The organism is Pseudazoarcus sp. NS36 (genome assembly GCF_059703705.1).
Window position 1 is genome coordinate 25,133 of the sequence record NZ_BAAKJA010000004.1, and the last position, 15,261, is coordinate 40,393.

At 65.5% G+C, this 15,261-nt stretch carries 14 protein-coding genes; 6 read left to right on the plus strand and 8 right to left on the minus strand.

What is annotated here, in order from left to right:
- Positions 1 to 20 precede the first annotated feature (20 nt).
- The gene (locus AC6H0R_RS07205; protein ID WP_497580677.1) at positions 21 to 1,631 is read left to right on the plus strand and encodes a gamma-glutamyltransferase family protein; all 1,611 of its coding nucleotides are present in this window, start codon (positions 21 to 23) and stop codon (positions 1,629 to 1,631) included.
- A gap of 34 nt (positions 1,632 to 1,665) precedes the next feature.
- Positions 1,666 to 2,346, plus strand: coding sequence for a TetR family transcriptional regulator (locus AC6H0R_RS07210; RefSeq protein WP_497580678.1), 681 nt, complete (start codon positions 1,666 to 1,668; stop codon positions 2,344 to 2,346).
- A 20-nt stretch (positions 2,347 to 2,366) separates the two neighbouring features.
- Here AC6H0R_RS07210 and AC6H0R_RS07215 read toward each other — a convergent pair whose 3' ends face one another.
- Both AC6H0R_RS07215 and AC6H0R_RS07220 read right to left on the minus strand, forming a co-directional pair.
- The gene (locus AC6H0R_RS07215) at positions 2,367 to 2,825 is read right to left on the minus strand and encodes a DsrE family protein (RefSeq protein WP_497580679.1); all 459 of its coding nucleotides are present in this window, start codon (positions 2,823 to 2,825) and stop codon (positions 2,367 to 2,369) included.
- Positions 2,826 to 2,931: 106 nt separating this feature from the next.
- Complete coding sequence (locus AC6H0R_RS07220; protein WP_497580680.1) at positions 2,932 to 3,189, minus strand: accessory factor UbiK family protein; 258 nt, start codon at positions 3,187 to 3,189, stop codon at positions 2,932 to 2,934.
- 302 nt (positions 3,190 to 3,491) lie between these two features.
- Between AC6H0R_RS07220 and glnK the strand changes: the two genes are divergently transcribed.
- From glnK to AC6H0R_RS07235, 3 genes are all read left to right on the plus strand, one after another.
- The gene (glnK, locus tag AC6H0R_RS07225; RefSeq protein WP_497580972.1) at positions 3,492 to 3,830 is read left to right on the plus strand and encodes a P-II family nitrogen regulator; all 339 of its coding nucleotides are present in this window, start codon (positions 3,492 to 3,494) and stop codon (positions 3,828 to 3,830) included.
- Between the two features lie 16 nt (positions 3,831 to 3,846).
- Positions 3,847 to 5,205, plus strand: a complete 1,359-nt coding sequence (locus tag AC6H0R_RS07230; protein WP_497580681.1) for an ammonium transporter — start codon at positions 3,847 to 3,849, stop codon at positions 5,203 to 5,205.
- Positions 5,206 to 5,487: 282 nt separating this feature from the next.
- On the plus strand, positions 5,488 to 6,210 hold the full coding sequence (locus AC6H0R_RS07235; RefSeq protein WP_497580682.1) for a TorF family putative porin: 723 nt from the start codon (positions 5,488 to 5,490) through the stop codon (positions 6,208 to 6,210).
- A gap of 144 nt (positions 6,211 to 6,354) precedes the next feature.
- On the opposite strand, the gene thrH is transcribed toward AC6H0R_RS07235, so the two are convergent.
- From thrH to AC6H0R_RS07250, 3 genes are all read right to left on the minus strand, one after another.
- Positions 6,355 to 6,966, minus strand: a complete 612-nt coding sequence (thrH, locus tag AC6H0R_RS07240; protein WP_497580683.1) for a bifunctional phosphoserine phosphatase/homoserine phosphotransferase ThrH — start codon at positions 6,964 to 6,966, stop codon at positions 6,355 to 6,357.
- Positions 6,967 to 7,026: 60 nt separating this feature from the next.
- Positions 7,027 to 8,307 carry a DUF2254 domain-containing protein gene (locus AC6H0R_RS07245; RefSeq protein WP_497580684.1) on the minus strand — a complete coding sequence of 427 codons (1,281 nt, stop codon included), beginning with the start codon at positions 8,305 to 8,307 and terminating at the stop codon, positions 7,027 to 7,029.
- Between the two features lie 69 nt (positions 8,308 to 8,376).
- On the minus strand, positions 8,377 to 10,308 hold the full coding sequence (locus tag AC6H0R_RS07250; protein ID WP_497580685.1) for an ATP-binding cassette domain-containing protein: 1,932 nt from the start codon (positions 10,306 to 10,308) through the stop codon (positions 8,377 to 8,379).
- 110 nt (positions 10,309 to 10,418) lie between these two features.
- Between AC6H0R_RS07250 and AC6H0R_RS07255 the strand changes: the two genes are divergently transcribed.
- Positions 10,419 to 11,804: a hypothetical protein gene (locus AC6H0R_RS07255; RefSeq protein WP_497580686.1), complete on the plus strand. Its 1,386-nt coding sequence runs from the start codon at positions 10,419 to 10,421 to the stop codon at positions 11,802 to 11,804.
- Between the two features lie 33 nt (positions 11,805 to 11,837).
- Here AC6H0R_RS07255 and AC6H0R_RS07260 read toward each other — a convergent pair whose 3' ends face one another.
- The 3 genes from AC6H0R_RS07260 to gshA are packed head-to-tail and all read right to left on the minus strand — an operon-like array spanning position 11,838 to position 15,143.
- Complete coding sequence (locus AC6H0R_RS07260; protein ID WP_497580687.1) at positions 11,838 to 12,902, minus strand: FAD:protein FMN transferase; 1,065 nt, start codon at positions 12,900 to 12,902, stop codon at positions 11,838 to 11,840.
- Entirely contained in the window at positions 12,899 to 13,846 is a 948-nt protein-coding gene (gene gshB / locus AC6H0R_RS07265; protein WP_497580688.1) for a glutathione synthase, read from the minus strand. Before gshB ends, AC6H0R_RS07260 begins: the two co-directional genes overlap by 4 nt.
- A gap of 1 nt (position 13,847) precedes the next feature.
- A complete protein-coding gene (gshA, locus tag AC6H0R_RS07270; protein WP_497580689.1) occupies positions 13,848 to 15,143 on the minus strand; it encodes a glutamate--cysteine ligase in 1,296 nt (431 codons plus the stop codon).
- Positions 15,144 to 15,261 lie beyond the last annotated feature (118 nt).

Below are 15,261 nucleotides of genomic sequence, written 5' to 3' on the forward strand. Positions count from 1 at the left end.
GGCCAAACGAGGAGAGGTACTTGAAACCGACGACTACGACCGAAGCCGCGGGGCGCGGCGTGCTGGCGCGCTCGCACGCAGGCATGGTTACCAGCCCGCATACGCTGGCGACCGAGGCGGGGCTGGCCGTGCTGCGCGATGGCGGCAATGCCATCGAGGCGGCCATCGCAATGGGCGCCTGTCTGACCGTGACCTATCCGCACTTCACCGGTCTCGGCGGTGACGCCTTCATGATCATCTCGGATGCATCCGGGCGCGTGCGCACTCTGTCCGGCATCGGTCAGGCCGCGCGCCGGTTTCCGGCCTACGACGGGACCATCCCGGTACGCGGCCCTGCGTCGATGCTCACCAGCGCGGCCACCGTCGACACCTGGGGCAAGGCTCATGCCCTGTCGCGCGACGATTGCGGCGGAAGCATGGAGTGGGGCGCGCTGCTGGAGCCGGCGATCCGTCTCGCGCGCGATGGCTTCCCGATCACGCCGTCACAACGTTTCTGGCTCGACTTCCGCGCGGCCGAGATGGATGTGCTGAGTGGCGTTGCCACGCGGTTTCTGCGCGATGGCGCTGTGCCGGATGCTGGCACCCTTGTGCGCCAGCCCGAGCTGGCCGCGTCGCTGGGCCTGATCGCCGAGCACGGCCACCGTGACTTCTACGAAGGGCACCTTGCCGCGCGGATCGCGGCCGGGCTGGCGGCCGCCGGCTCACCGCTCGACGCTGACGATCTGGCTGCGACCTCAGCACGCCTGGAGACCCCGCTGCGCGTGCCCTACCGCGGCGGGGAGCTGATTGCGCACCGCCCGCCCACACAGGGCATGACCACGCTGGAGATCATGGGCATCCTCGACCGCTTCGATCTCGCGGCGGTCGCCGAGGGCAGTGCCGATCACTATCACCTGCTGGTCGAGGCGGTGAAGCTGGCCTTCATCGACCGCAACCTGCACCTGGCCGATCCGGACTTTCACGACGTACCGACAGAACGTCTGCTGTCCGCCGGGCATCTTGCGGCCTCGGCTGCGTCCATCGATCCGGCGCGCGCGCGCGCCTGGCCGCATGCGTTCCGCCATGGCGACACGGTTTTTCTCGCCGCCGCGGACCGTTTCGGCAACGCCGTGTCGATGCTGCAGACGGTGTATTACGACTGGGGCAGCGGCGTCATGGTGGGCGACACCGGCATGTTGTGGCACAACCGCGGCGCGGCTTTCAGCCTCGACCCGGCGCATCCGAACGTGCTGGCGCCCGGCAAGCGACCCTTCCACACGCTCAACCCCGGCATGTATCTGGAGAACGGCCGCCCGCGCCTGCTCTATGGCACGCAGGGTGCGGACGGGCAGCCGCAGACGCTGGCGGCTATCCTGACGCGCCTGATCGATTACGGGCTCGACCCCTTGAGCGCGCTGGCGCGCCCGCGCTTCCTGCTCGGGCGTACCTTCTCTGACAGCCGCGACACGCTCAAGCTGGAAGAGGATGCCGGTGCCGCGGTGTTCGACGAGCTGGCCCACCGTGGCCATGAGATCAGCCCGCTGCCGGCACAGAGCCCGCTGGCTGGTCACCCCGGCGTCATCCGCATCGAACCGGACGGTTTCAGCGGTGCGCACGATCCGCGCAGCGACGGCATCGCACTGGGGCTGTGAGCCGCTAGAATCCGGGCACCTACAGGAAGCGCAGATGACTGAAACCTCCGCCAAGCCCCGCAAGCCGGCCCCGCGCGCGCGCCGCAATGCCGGCGAGACGCGTGAGCGCCTGCTGCAGGCCGCCACCGAGGAGTTCTGCGAACGCGGTTACGACGGCGCGCGAATGGAGCGCATCGTGCGCAGCGCCGGCTGCAACATCCGCATGGCCTATCACTACTTCGGCGACAAGGAAGGTCTGTACCTGACGGTGCTCGAGCACATCTACGAAGATCTGCGCTCGAAGGAGCGCGAGCTCAATTTCACGCATCTGGAGCCGGTTGCCGGCATGCGTGCGCTGGTCGAATTCACGTTCGACCACATGGCGAACCACCCGGAATTCATCGCGCTGGTGCGCAACGAGAATCTGCTTGGCGGTCGCATGCTGAAGAAGTCGGGCAAGGTCGCGCAGCAAAGCACGCCGCTGGTCGGCATGATCCGCGAGACGCTGGAGCGCGGCGAGCGGGCCGGCCTGTTTCGTTCGGACGTCGACCCGCTGCAGCTGTATGTGTCGATCCTGTCGCTGGCGCTCACCCACATTTCGAACCGCTACACGCTGTCGACCATCTTTGAGAAGGATCTGGCCGATCCGGTCTGGCTGGCGGAGCGGCGACAGCACGCAGTCGACGTGATGCTTGCCTACCTGCAAAGCAAACCGGCCTCGCAAGAGGCCGGCTGAGACGAGCACTACGGGAGACGTCAGGGCTTGATGTAGGTGAAGCCCTGCGTTTGCAGAATGCTCAGTTGCGCTACGCCGGACGGGATCACATCCTCCTGGCGCACGTCGTACAGGTTCTCGAGCTCGATCTCGCGACCCTTGAGCGTGTTTGCGCAGACCTGGAACTGCACGCCTTTCTGCTTGAGACCGGCGATGCGCGCCTGCATCTTCTCGTCGGCATTGGCGCTCTTCATCTTGGTCCGCTCACGATCCTCCGGATACAGCAGCAGCGACAGACCGTCGCCGTGCATGACCACCTTGACCTCAACGTTACCGTCACCGACCGCGTTGATGTGGTTCAGCACATTGCCCAGTGCCGCATATTGCTGACCGGCTTCGCCGCCGTTGATGTGATACACGACCTTGTGCTTGTCGGCTGCGCCGGCAAGGCCTGCGAGGACGATGCAGGCTGCGGCCAATCCTGATTTGATCCAGTTCATGAAGCGCTCCTGTGGGGGTGCATGAGCCCCGCGCAGACGGCGGACTGGCCCATCGCACCCCTATTGCGGGCGGATGTTCTTCTTCCCGAAGGTACCGGGCTGCGCGTCAGGCATCCGGGTCCACGACCTTGCGCGCCGCTTCCAGCTCGGCAACACGGTGTTCCAGATCGGCCAGGCGCTGACGTGTCTGCGCCAGCACGTCGCGCTGGATATCGAATTCCTCGCGTGTCACCAGATCGAGTTTGTTGAAGGCGCTGCCGAGCAGGGCGCGCGCATTCTTCTCGATGTCACCGACCGGGCTGTGGGCGGCCAGCTCGGCCAGCTTCGCACCGATTTCGTCCAGAAAGCGTGGGGGCTGGTTCATGTCGTACTCCGCGTGGTTTCAATTCAGGTAGCCAGTTTAGCACCGGCTCCGACACCCCGCCGGGCGCCGGAAGCGGGCGGATGCACCAAAACCGTGCGACTCACTGCTTTTGTGCATCGCTAATGCACAGGGAATTCCGGAGTGGTGCGTTTGGATTGGTTCAAGCCGCTGAAAAATATCATGTTTCAAAATCTGGCATGGAACGTGCAAATGGCCTTCTGCCAGCTAACGACTGCGTGAGGAAGTGACATGCAAGCCCCGACAACACTCGCAGCACCCGATGACAGGAGATTCCCATGACCATGAAGTTCATCACAGCAATCATCAAGCCCTTCAAGCTCGACGAAGTGCGCGAAGCCCTCTCCGCCATCGGCGTACAGGGCATTACCGTGACCGAAGTCAAAGGCTTCGGCCGCCAGAAGGGCCATACCGAACTCTACCGCGGCGCTGAGTACGTGGTGGATTTCCTCCCGAAAGTGAAGATCGATGTCGCCATCCGTTCGGACATGGCCGAGCAGGTGATCGAGACCATCGAGAAGTCCGCCGCCACCGGCAAGATCGGCGACGGAAAGATCTTCGTGTTCGACGTCGAACAAGTCATTCGTATCCGGACCGGCGAAACCGGCACCGACGCACTGTAAGCAAGGGAGCCTACACATGAAAACATCGTTCAAAACCCTTCTCGCGCTTGCCGCGGCCGGCGTCGCCGCCCCCGCGCTGGCCCAGGAGCCGACCATGGCGGACGTGATGACCAACGTCTTCCACCTGCAGTACGCAATGGACACCTTCTACTTCCTGGTGTGCGGCGCGCTGGTGATGTGGATGGCCGCCGGCTTTTCGATGCTCGAAGCCGGTCTGGTGCGCGGCAAGAACACCGCCGAGATCCTGACCAAGAACGTCGCGCTGTTCTCCATCAGCTGCGTCATGTACCTCGTCTGCGGCTACGCCATCATGTACGGCGGCGGCATCTTCCTGTCCGGCATCGAAGGCGGTGAAACGCTGGTCGAGGACGCGCTGGGCGCGATGGTCGAGCAGGCCGACTTCACCGGCGACTCGGTCTATTCCGGCGCTTCGGACTTCTTCTTCCAGGTCGTGTTCGTGGCAACCGCCATGTCCATCGTTTCCGGTGCGGTGGCCGAGCGCATGAAGCTGTGGGCCTTCCTGGCCTTCGCAGTGGTCATGACCGGCTTCATCTACCCGATGGAAGGCGCCTGGACGTGGAACGGCGACGACGTGTTCGGCATGTACAACCTGGGTGACCTCGGCTTCTCCGACTTCGCCGGCTCCGGCATCGTCCACATGGCTGGCGCAGCGGCTGCCCTGGCGGGTGTGATCCTGCTCGGCGCACGTAAGGGCAAGTACGGCCCGAACGGCGAACCGCGCGCGATTCCGGGTGCCAACCTGCCGCTCGCCACGCTCGGCACGCTGATCCTGTGGATGGGCTGGTTCGGCTTCAACGGTGGTTCGGTGCTCAAGCTTGGCGACATCAGCAGTGCCAACGCTGTTGCGATGGTGTTCCTGAACACCAACACGGCCGCTGCCGGTGGCGCGATTGCCGCGATCATCGTGTCCAAGATGATGTTCGGCAAAGCTGACTTGACCATGCTGCTCAACGGCGCACTGGCTGGTCTGGTCACCATCACGGCTGAACCCTCCACCCCGACCCCGCTGCTCGCCACGCTGTTCGGCGCTGCCGGTGGTGTGCTGGTTGTGCTCTCGATCACCACGCTGGACCGCGTCTTCAAGATCGACGATCCGGTCGGTGCGATCTCGGTGCACGGTGTGTGCGGCCTGCTCGGCCTGCTGCTGGTGCCGGTCACCAACGGCGACGTGACCTTCTTCGGTCAAATCGTCGGCGCCCTGACCATCTTCGTGTGGGTCTTCGGTTGCAGCCTGATCGTGTGGGGCGTGCTCAAGGCAGTGATGGGCATCCGCGTCACCGAAGAAGAAGAGTACGAAGGGGTCGACCTCGCCGAGTGCGGCCAGGAAGCCTACCCCGAGTTTGTCAGCAAGTAAGCGCGTAAGCCGCGCGAGTACGGAGGCGCCTGCGGGCGCCTCTTTTTCTTGCACGCGACAGGTCTGAGCGGCACGGAATGAACGTCAATGCACATTATTGGTGCGTTGGTGCCGGCTTCAGCACCGGAAACGTCAGCCCTTTGCGAGCGACGTGTTCAGGCGAAACAGGTTGCTGCTGCAAATAGCCGTTTTTAAAGCTTTTATTACGATTTTTTGAATCTGGCACGCTACCTGCTAGCTAGTCATTGCAGAACGCCCCACCTTTTAACAGGAGAAGTACACATGAAGAAAACTCTCATCGCAGCTGCTGTTCTGGCCGCAACCCCGTTCGTCGGTGCCAACGTCGCCATGGCCGAAGGTGAGCTGCCGATTTCGGCCAACCTCAGCATCGTGTCTGACTACGCCTTCCGCGGTATCAGCCAGACCGATCAGCGTCCGGCCATTCAGGGCGGTCTCGACTGGGAACACGACAGCGGCTTCTACCTCGGCTTCTGGGCCTCTAACGTGTCCTGGCTGAACGACCTGGATCTGGGCACCAACAACAGCCTCGAAACCAACCTGTATGGTGGTTACGCGACCTCGATTGGTCCGATCGGCATCGACGTCGGCCTGCTGCAGTACTACTACCCGGGTGACTACGGCAATGCCTACAAGTCCGCCGGCAATGATGATCCGCACACCCTCGAAGGCTACATCGGCCTGTCCTGGGAGTTCCTGACCTTCACGTACTCGCACTCCTTCACCAACCTGTTCGGTTTCGAAGATTCGAAGAACTCCAAGTACTACAACCTGGCGGCCTCCTACGAAGTCATGGACGGCCTGACGGTGGATGCCCACTACGGCTACTCCAACATCACCGGCCAGGACAACTACAAGGACTGGAAACTGGGCGTGACCAAGTCCTACGGTGGCGTCGATTTCGGTCTGCACTACACCGATACCGACATCAAGGACAATCGCACCGCCGATGGCCGCTTCATCCTGTCGGTCAGCAAGAGCTTCTGATTCACGCAGCACACAGCGCTGTCGGACTGGACCCCTCCTCGCCAGTCCGGCTCTACGGGCACCTTCGGGTGCCCGTTTTTTATGCGCGCTACAAAAGAAAACGGCGGGCATCGCCCGCCGTCCTGAACGCCCGCAACGCCGTGATCAGGCGACGCGCGCGAAAGCCTTGTCGATCTCCGCACGCAGTTCAGCGTAGGTGTTGGTCACCGGATACTGCGGAAACTCGCGGATGACGTTCTCCGGCGGGTGAAACAGGATGCCGCCGTGGGCTTCGCCCAGCATCGCGGTGTCGTTGTAGGAATCCCCGGCTGCGACCACGGTGAAATTCAGCTCCTTGAAGCGACGCACCGCTTCGCGCTTCTGGTCCGGCATGCGCAGGTGGTAGTTCACCAGACGACCCGTGTCGTCGGCTTCCAGGCTGTGGCAGAACAGCGTCGGCCAGCCGAGCTGACGCATCAGCGGGTGTGCGAACTCGTAAAAGGTGTCGGACAGGATCACCACCTGATAGTCCTCGCGCAGTTGGTCGAGGAAGGCGCGCGCGCCGTCCATCGGGCCCATGGAAGCGATGACTTCCTGGATCTGCGGCAGGCCCAGCTCGTGTTCCGCGAGGATGTCGAGGCGGTACTTCATCAGCGTGTCGTAGTTCGGCTCGTCGCGCGTGGTACGGCGCAGCGCCGGGATGCCGGTGCGCTCGGCGAATTCGATCCAGATTTCGGGGACGAGCACGCCTTCGAGGTCGAGACAGACGATTTTCACGGCAAGGCCTTTTGTGGTGGGCAAAAACAGCGCGCGATTGTAGCACCGCGCTGCCGCCGCTCAGTCTCGCACCCTGCCCGCAGGGTGGGGGTGCTCGGCGCCGACCTGTGCGCAGAGCTTCCGCAGGATTTCCTTGTCCTGCTCAAGTGCCAGCGCGGCTTCGGCGTGCGCCAGGGCCAGTGCCGCGTGGCGCCGCGCCGGCGCGCGCAGTTCGTCGCCCATGCGGGCCAGCATCGCCAGGGCCTTTTGCAGGCGCATGTGTACCTCGATCAGGGAGGCCCCGTCGCGCGCGATCGGGTCGAACACGTCGCTGAAAAAATCATCGATTGCCAGTGTCGGCAGATACACGCGCGGACATTGCGGCTCACCGCAAGGCCGGCCATCCGTGCCGGCGCACTCGGACAGGACGCGCACGGCACGGCCGATCACGTCGATGGCCGTGGCCGGATCATTCACCGCCGGGGAGAGTGCGCGCGAGGCAATTTCGGCCAGTACGGAGAGGCCGAAGCGCGGGTCCTGGTAGAAGGAGCGGTCGTTGCTGATGATGAAGGCTTCTTCGATCAGCCCGTTCGGCGCTTCGTCGCCCAGCGCCCAGGCTACGGGGCGTGTGGGCTCGATGTAGCTGCCGGGCAACGCCACCACGAACACCTGGCCGTCGTGTTCCTCTGCCCAGGCCTGCAGCAGGCCGACGTCGATGTGCTGCACGTAGCCGATGCGCTCGTCGTGCAGCGGCTGGGCATGCGCCGGAATGTCATCCGTGCTTTCGAGCAGATGCGCGCCATGGCAGGGTGTGCTCACCCAGTTGGTGAGGGCCTCGGTGGCTGCCAACTCGACGCGCCGTGTGGTGTCGTCGACGCGTCCGAACGCCGACAGATGCTCGATCCAGCGCAGCAGCGTGACGACGATGAGCGCGATGACGCCGAGCGTGAAAATGAACAGCGTGACCCGGCCCTGTTCGCCGTACAGCCCCGTAGCCAGCGCAACAATGCCCAGCAGCGAGAACAGGAAGCTGCCGATGAAGGTCGCCAGCACGTTCTGCGTCGTGGTGTCCTCGCGCAGCAGCCGGGTCGCACGCGGGGTGACCTGACTGGTCGCAGCGGCGTAGGCGGACACCATCGTGGTGAGCGAAAAGGTGGTGACGGCCAGCATGCTGCTGGCCAGAATCGACAGGATGCTGTCGACCGAACCGGCACCGATGAGCGCCGCGAAGTCCTCGGAGATGTAATCGCGCAGCAGGCCGGCTGACGCGACGGCGGCGACGGCCAGTAGCGAGATCAGTGCCGCACGCACCCACAGCCGGCGCGAGAACTGCATCCACAACCATTCCCAGCGAGAAGTCATTGCATCACTCCAGCGTGTCGCCGAAGGGCTGATTCTTCGCGATCCGGGGCCGGGACACAATCATTGGCGTCAATCCGCCGGAATGGCTTCCAGCCGCTCCTCGATCTCCAGCCAGCGCAGTTCGGCCTCTTCGATGCGGGAGCCGAGTTCGGTCTGACGCCGGTGCAGGTCTTGCAGCAGGGCCGCATCGGCGTCCGCGTACAGCGCCGGATCGGCCAGCCGTTCGTCGAGCTGTGCCTTCTCGCGGTTCCAGGCTTCGAGCTTGCGGTCGAGCTGGTCGCGCTCCTTCACCAGCGGACGACGTTCGGCCAGGCGTGTCTGACGGTCGGCCGCCGCCTGCGCCCGGTCCGCCTTGCGGCTGGCCTTGTCGGCGGCCTGATCCGGGCATTTCTCGGCTGCGATCGATTCCGCACGGCGCACCGCCAGCCAGTCGCGGTAGTCGTCCAGATCGCCATCAAACTCCTGCGCCACGCCGCCATCGACCAGCACGAAGCGGTCGCAGGTAGCCCGCAGCAGCGCGCGGTCGTGCGACACCAGCACCATCGCGCCGTCGAAATCCTGCAGCGCCAGCGTCAGGGCATGACGCATTTCGAGGTCGAGGTGGTTGGTCGGCTCGTCGAGCAGCAGCAGGTTGGGTCGGCCCCAGATCAGGATGGCCAGCGCCAGCCGCGTCTTCTCCCCGCCGGAGAAGGGAGCGCAAGGCGCGGTGGCCGGCGTCGAGGTGCCGCCCACGCCGTCGCCGCGGAAGTCGAAACCGCCGAGGTAGTCACGCAGATCCTGCTCACGCACGCTCGGGTCGAGCCGCAGCATGTGCTGCAGCGGCGATTCATCCGGCCGCAGGGTTTCGAGCTGATGCTGGGCGAAGTAGCCGGTGACCAGCCCCTTGCCTTCGCTGCGCGTGCCGTCAGCCAGTGTGAGCTGGTTGGCGAGCAGCTTGATCAGCGTCGATTTGCCCGCGCCATTCCGGCCGAGCAGGCCGACGCGCTCGCCGGGGCGCAATTGCAGCTTCAGCCCAGACAGCACCGTCTTGTCGCCATAGCCGGCCGCGCCGTCCTCGATCTGCAGCAGCGGGTCGGGCGCCGGCGGAGCGTCACGGAAGGAGAAGGTGAAGGGCGAATCAACGTGGGCTGCGGCGATGCGTTCCATGCGTTCCAGCGCCTTGATGCGGCTCTGCGCCTGCCGCGCCTTGGTGGCCTTGGCGCGGAAGCGGCGCACGTAGTCTTCCATGTGCGCGATCTCGCGCTGCTGGCGCTCGAACATCGACTGCTGCTGCGAAAGACGCTCGGCTCGCTGGCGTTCGAAATCCGAGTAGCCGCCGGTGTAGAGCGTGACGCGCTGCTGCTCGATGTGCAGCACGTGGCTGACGCAGGCGTCGAGGAAATCCCGATCGTGCGAGATCAGCACCAGCGTGCCGGGATAGGCCGCCAGCCACTGCTCCAGCCAGATCACGGCATCGAGGTCGAGGTGGTTGGTCGGCTCGTCGAGCAGCAGCAGGTCGGAACGACACATCAGCGCCTGGGCCAGGTTCAGGCGCATGCGCCAGCCGCCCGAGAAATCCGACACCGGGCGCGCCAGATCACCCTGCGTGAAGCCGAGGCCGTCGAGCAGTGCCGCGGCACGCGCCGGCGCGGCATAGCCGTCGATCTCGCCCAGGCGTGCATGGAGTTCGCCGATACGCTCACCGTTGTGGGCGTCTTCTGCTTCGGTCAGCGCGGCCTCGATGCTGCGCAGTTCGGCATCACCGTCGAGCGCGTAGTCGAGCGCCGAGCGCGCCAGCGCGGGCGTTTCCTGCGCGACGTGGGCCACCACCCAGGCGGCCGGAATTTCCAGGTCGCCCTGGTCCTGATGCAGCTCGCCGCGCAGCATTGCAAACAGGCTCGATTTGCCGCTGCCGTTGGCGCCGGTCAGGCCCACACGCCAGCCCGGATGAATCTGCAGGGAGGCGTTCTCGAACAGGACTCTGGCACCTCGAGCGAGGCGTAAGTTACGTAACTGGATCACTTGGCGGCATTCATTTCGTTACAAAGGCGGTATTCTATCGGCTTGGACGTTCGTAACCCCGTCCCGGGTGCCTTTTGAGCACCTTGGCCCTACTGCATGACGGATCCATGATGCCCAAACGCCTTATTCTTGCCGTACTTCTGTCTCAGGCCCTGTTCGCTCACGCAAGCGAGTCAGACGATGTTCTCGATCGCGCGCGCACCATGATCGAGCAGGGAGAGCGCATGCGCGAAGCGGCTGAAACCCGTTTCAGCGCGGCTGAAGCCGACTGTTACAACACTTTTTTCGTCAATCGCTGCCTGGATCGTGCGCGTCGTGCCCGCACCGCCGACATCCAGGCCGCACGTGAGCTCGAACAGGGTGGCAAGCGCATGGAGCTCGCCGAGCGCATGCGTCTGGCCACCGAGCGCCAGTCGCCCATCGACATGCGCGCCGGACGGCTGGCGCCGGCTCCTGGCGCGCTCACGCCCGACGAGCAAAAGGCCCGTGAAGCCGAACTGGCCAAGCTCCCTGCTGCCGAGCGCGAGGCCATCTATGCCCGCGAGCTGGCCGAGCGCCTTGAGCGTCGCGTGCGCGAGATTCAGGAGCAGGGCGCTGCGGCAACACGTGCGGTCATCCAGCCGAAGCCGCCCGCTCCGCCGGTCGAAGCCGCGCCCAAGCCGCTGAGCGAGGAAGAAGCCGCGCGTATTCGGGAGGAGCGTGAGCAGGCAGCGCGTGAAGCCGAAGCCGCCGCGAAGGAAGCGCCGCCCCCGCCGGGCATTCCGGCCGAGGAAGCCGAGCGGGTCCGTGCCGAGCGTGAAGCCGCCGCGCGTGAAGCCGAAGAACGTGCCGCCGAGGAACGCGCTGCCAAGGAGCGCGCCCTGGAAGAAGCCGAGCTGGAACGGCAACGCCGCGAGCAAGCGCCTCCGCCGCCGGTGGTGGAAGAGCCGGTGGCTCCGGGTGCCGTGAGCGACGAAGAGGCTGCGCGCATTCGTATCGAACGCGAAGCGGCTGCGCGTGAAGCTGAAGAGCGCGCCGCCGAGGAGCGTGCCCGCCGGGATGCCGAACGCGCCCGATTGCGTGGTGAGGAAGTGCCTGCGCCTGCGCCGGTGCCGGTGGTGCCCGAACCGGCCTCTGCGCCAGCGTCCGAAGCGGCACCTGCACCTGAAGCGGCACCTGCATCAGAGCCTGTACAGGTACCCGAGCCTGTACAGGTACCCGAGCCTGCACCGGCACCCGAGTCCGCTCCGGCACCCGAGCCCGCCCCGCAGCCCGAAGCTGCGCCGGCACCGGAGAGCGCTCCCGCCGTGGAGGTTCCGGTCGTCCTTGATCCGCCGCGCAATACCAGCGGCACCTATGAGTTGCTGCCTGAAACCAAGAACCCGCCGGTGTTGCCGGGCGCGCCGGCCAATGGACGTCTTCGTGCTGAAGTGATTCCGCTGACGGATCTGTCGGATATTCCGGCAGAAGAGCTGCAGCCGCTCGCACCACTTGAGCCGTACAAGCCGCCGCAGTAAGCAAACGGGGCGCTCAGGCGCCCCGTTTCACGTTTAGTCGACCACCTTCACCGGGCCGATGCCGGACGGGATCTGCAGGCGTGCGCGCAGTCCGCGCGTGACCTCGATGCGGCCGTCGTCAGCCACGCGTATCGCGTGGTCGATGCCGTAGGCACGGGTGTACTTGAGCCAGTCGTCGCCGGCGATGAAGGGGGACTTGCTGGCCGCATCCGACCAGGTGCCGGCATGTTCGCCCGGCATGGCCAGCACCGATAACGACTGCGTGCCTTCGGCCGGATAACCGCTGCGCGGGTCCAGCAGGTGGGAGTAGCGTTTTCCGTCGATCTCGAAGAAGCGCTGGTAATCGCCTGAGGTGCCGATGGCTTCGCCGTCGTACAGCGGCAGGGTCGCCAGCGGGCGTGGCTCGCGCGGGTGCTGGATGCCCAGCCGCCAGGGCGTCTTGCCCTTGGAACCGAGCGCCATGACGTTGCCGCCGATATTGATCAGTGCGTTGTCCACGCCCATGTCGCGCAGGATCGCCGCTGCACGGTCGAGCGCGTAGCCCTTGGCGTAGCCGCCCAGATCGATCTGCACCATGGGGTTGGACGAGGACACGCGATTGCCGTCGATGCTCAGATCGGCCATGCGCGGGCGCGTTGCGAGAATCTCCGCCAGCGCGTCGGCGTCCGGCAGCACCGGCTCGAACTCGTCGTCGTGAAAGCCCCACAGCGCGATGAGCTTGCCCAGTGCGGGATCGAACAGCTCGTCGCCGGCCTCGGCAATCTTCTGTGCGTCGCGCAGCAGCCCGGCCAGCTCGTCCGACACCTCGACCGTTTCGCCGCGCGCCAGGCCTTCGTTCAGGCGCGTGACCTCGGACGGCTTCCAGGCGTGCAGCGCATGGTGCAGGCGGTCGAACTCGCGCAGCACGGCAGCCATGGCTTCGCTGGCCTCTTCGCGCGAGTCGCCGTATACGGTCAGATCGACGCGTGTGCCGAAGACATAGGCTTCCTGATGGTGCAGCTCGGGCCGGCTGCAGGCCACCAGCGTGGCAGCCAGCAGCAGACACAGTGCCGCCTTGCGGGCGGACGCCCGCGCATCGAAACGCGGACGCAGCTTCATGCGCAGACCTGTTCGAGACGGTCCATGAACAGTCCGGCCACCGAAAAGCCGGCCTGCTCGGCGATCTCGACGAAGCAGGTGGGGCTGGTGACGTTGATCTCGGTGAGGTGCCCACCGATGACATCCAGCCCGACCACCAGCAGACCGCGCTGCCACAGGATGGGGGCAAGATATTCGGCGATCTCGCGCTCGCGCGCGGTCAGCGGCATGGCCACGCCGCGTCCGCCGGCGGCGAGGTTGCCGCGCGTTTCGCCGGCCTTGGGAATGCGCGCCAGCGAGAACGGCACGACTTCGCCGCCGATGATCAGCACACGCTTGTCGCCGTCCGCGATCTGCGGCAGATAGCGCTGCGCCATGATGGTGCGCGTGCCCTCGTGCGTGAGCGTTTCGAGGATCACGTTGCGGTTGGGATCGTCCGCGCGCACGCGGAAGATCTGGCTGCCGCCCATGCCGTCGAGCGGTTTGAGGATGACATCGCCCAGCTCGTCGATGAAGGCCTGCACGTCGCGCGGGTCGCGCGCCACCAGCGTGGTCGCGACGAACTGCGGGAATTCGGTGATGGCGACTTTCTCGGAGTGGTCGCGGATCGCGCGCGGGTCGTTGAAGATGCGCGCCCCGGCGGCCTGGGCGCGTTCGAGCAGCCAGGTGGCGGTGACGTATTCGAAGTCGAAGGGCGGGTCCTGCCGCATGATCACGGCGTCGAAGTCGGTCAGCGGCTGCACGCCTTCGGCGCTGGGCACGTACCACTGCGCGTTGTCATCACTCACCTTCAAGGCCGTGGCGCGTGCCACCACCGCGCCGTCACACCACATCAGCGCTTCACGCCGGATGGCGTACACCGCGTGGCCGCGCCTTGCGGCCTCGCGCATCATCGCAATGCTCGAATCCTTGTACGGCTTGAGCAGCTCCAGCGGGTCGAGAATGAAGGCAATCTTCAGCGCCATGTCAGGCTGCCTCGGCTTCGTCGGCCGGCTCGGTTTCCTCGATTTCGACCGAGGCCGCCAGCAGTGCCAGGCGCGCCACCACGCCGTAGGCGTAGAAGCGGTTCGGAGCGGCGTCCGGCGCCTGATCTGCGTCCGGCACGGTGCAGCTGGTCTCGAAGGCCAGCGGCTCGAAGTGCATGCCTGGCGCGTTGAGGTTCTCGTCGCGGCCACGCTCGGTGTGCACGCGGTAGAAACCGCCCACGACGTAGTGATCCATCATGTACACCACCGGCTCGGCAACCGCGTTGCCCAGCGTTTCGAAGGTGTGCACGCCTTCCTGGATGATGACCTCGTGCACTTGCATGCCTTCCTTGATGACCGACATCTTGTTGCGCTGGCGGCGGTTCAGGCCGACCACCTCGGAGGCGTCCTTGACCGTCATCACGCCCATGCCGTAGGTGCCGGCGTCGGCCTTGACGACCACGAAGGGGGTCTCGTCCACGCCGTATTCCTTGTACTTGGCGCGAATGCGGGTGAGCAGTTCATCCACCTGCGTGGCCAGGCACTCCTCGCCGGTGCGTTCCTGGAAGTTGATCTGGCCGCAGGTGCGGAACTCGGGGTTGATGCGCCACGGGTCGAGGCCGATGACGTCCGCGAACTCGCGCGCCACGCGGTCGTAGGCCGCCGCGTGAATCGACTTGCGGCGCGAATGCCAGCCGGCGTGCAGCGGCGGAATCAGCCACTGCTCGTCGATGCCCTTGAGCACATCCGGTACGCCGGCCGAGAGGTCATTGTTGAGCAGGATCGCGCAGGGGTCGAAGCCGGCCAGGCCGAGACGGCTGCCGCGGCGCTCCAGCGGTTCGAGTGTGAGCCGTGCGCCGTTGGTGAGCTCGATCACGGTCGGCTCGGTGATCTCGGGCAGCAGCGTGCCCAAGCGCACGTTCAGTCCCGCCAGCGCGAGAATCGACACCAGCCGTGCGACGTTCTGCAGGTAGAACTGGTTGCGCGTGTGGTTCTCGGGGATCAGCAGCAGATTCTTGGCGTCGCAGCAGATGCGCTCGACGGCCGACTGCGTGGCCTGCACGCACAGTGGCAGAAAGGCTTCGTTCAGGTTGTTGAAGCCACCCGGGAAGAGGTTCAGATCCACCGGCGCCAGCTTGAAGCCGGAGTTGCGCAGGTCGGTCGAGGCGTAGAACGGCGGCGCATGGTCCCGCCACTGCACGCGCATCCATTGTTCGATCTCGGTGGCGTGATCGAGGAAGCGTGACTCCAGCTCCAGCAGGGGGCCGGTCAGCGCGGTGGTGAGGTGAGGAACCATGGGGGAGCTCTCTGCGTAGGTGTCGCGGGCGGGCCGTATGGTCCGCCACGGGGGGTGGGCGGATTGTACAACACGCACCCCGGCCGGTAGTCCGGGGGAACCCGCACGCTCAGGGCCT

Excerpts from the sequence above, each read along its gene's own strand:
- AC6H0R_RS07245 (WP_497580684.1), bottom strand. The coding sequence starts at position 8,307 with ATGACTTCTCGCTGGGAATGGTTGTGGATGCAGTTCTCGCGCCGGCTG.
- gshB (WP_497580688.1), bottom strand. The coding sequence starts at position 13,846 with ATGGCGCTGAAGATTGCCTTCATTCTCGACCCGCTGGAGCTGCTCAAG.
- AC6H0R_RS07235 (WP_497580682.1), top strand. The coding sequence starts at position 5,488 with ATGAAGAAAACTCTCATCGCAGCTGCTGTTCTGGCCGCAACCCCGTTC.
- glnK (WP_497580972.1), top strand. The coding sequence starts at position 3,492 with ATGAAGTTCATCACAGCAATCATCAAGCCCTTCAAGCTCGACGAAGTG.
- gshA (WP_497580689.1), bottom strand. The coding sequence starts at position 15,143 with ATGGTTCCTCACCTCACCACCGCGCTGACCGGCCCCCTGCTGGAGCTG.
- AC6H0R_RS07260 (WP_497580687.1), bottom strand. The coding sequence starts at position 12,902 with ATGAAGCTGCGTCCGCGTTTCGATGCGCGGGCGTCCGCCCGCAAGGCG.
- AC6H0R_RS07210 (WP_497580678.1), top strand. The coding sequence starts at position 1,666 with ATGACTGAAACCTCCGCCAAGCCCCGCAAGCCGGCCCCGCGCGCGCGC.
- AC6H0R_RS07230 (WP_497580681.1), top strand. The coding sequence starts at position 3,847 with ATGAAAACATCGTTCAAAACCCTTCTCGCGCTTGCCGCGGCCGGCGTC.
- AC6H0R_RS07255 (WP_497580686.1), top strand. The coding sequence starts at position 10,419 with ATGCCCAAACGCCTTATTCTTGCCGTACTTCTGTCTCAGGCCCTGTTC.
- AC6H0R_RS07215 (WP_497580679.1), bottom strand. The coding sequence starts at position 2,825 with ATGAACTGGATCAAATCAGGATTGGCCGCAGCCTGCATCGTCCTCGCA.
- AC6H0R_RS07220 (WP_497580680.1), bottom strand. The coding sequence starts at position 3,189 with ATGAACCAGCCCCCACGCTTTCTGGACGAAATCGGTGCGAAGCTGGCC.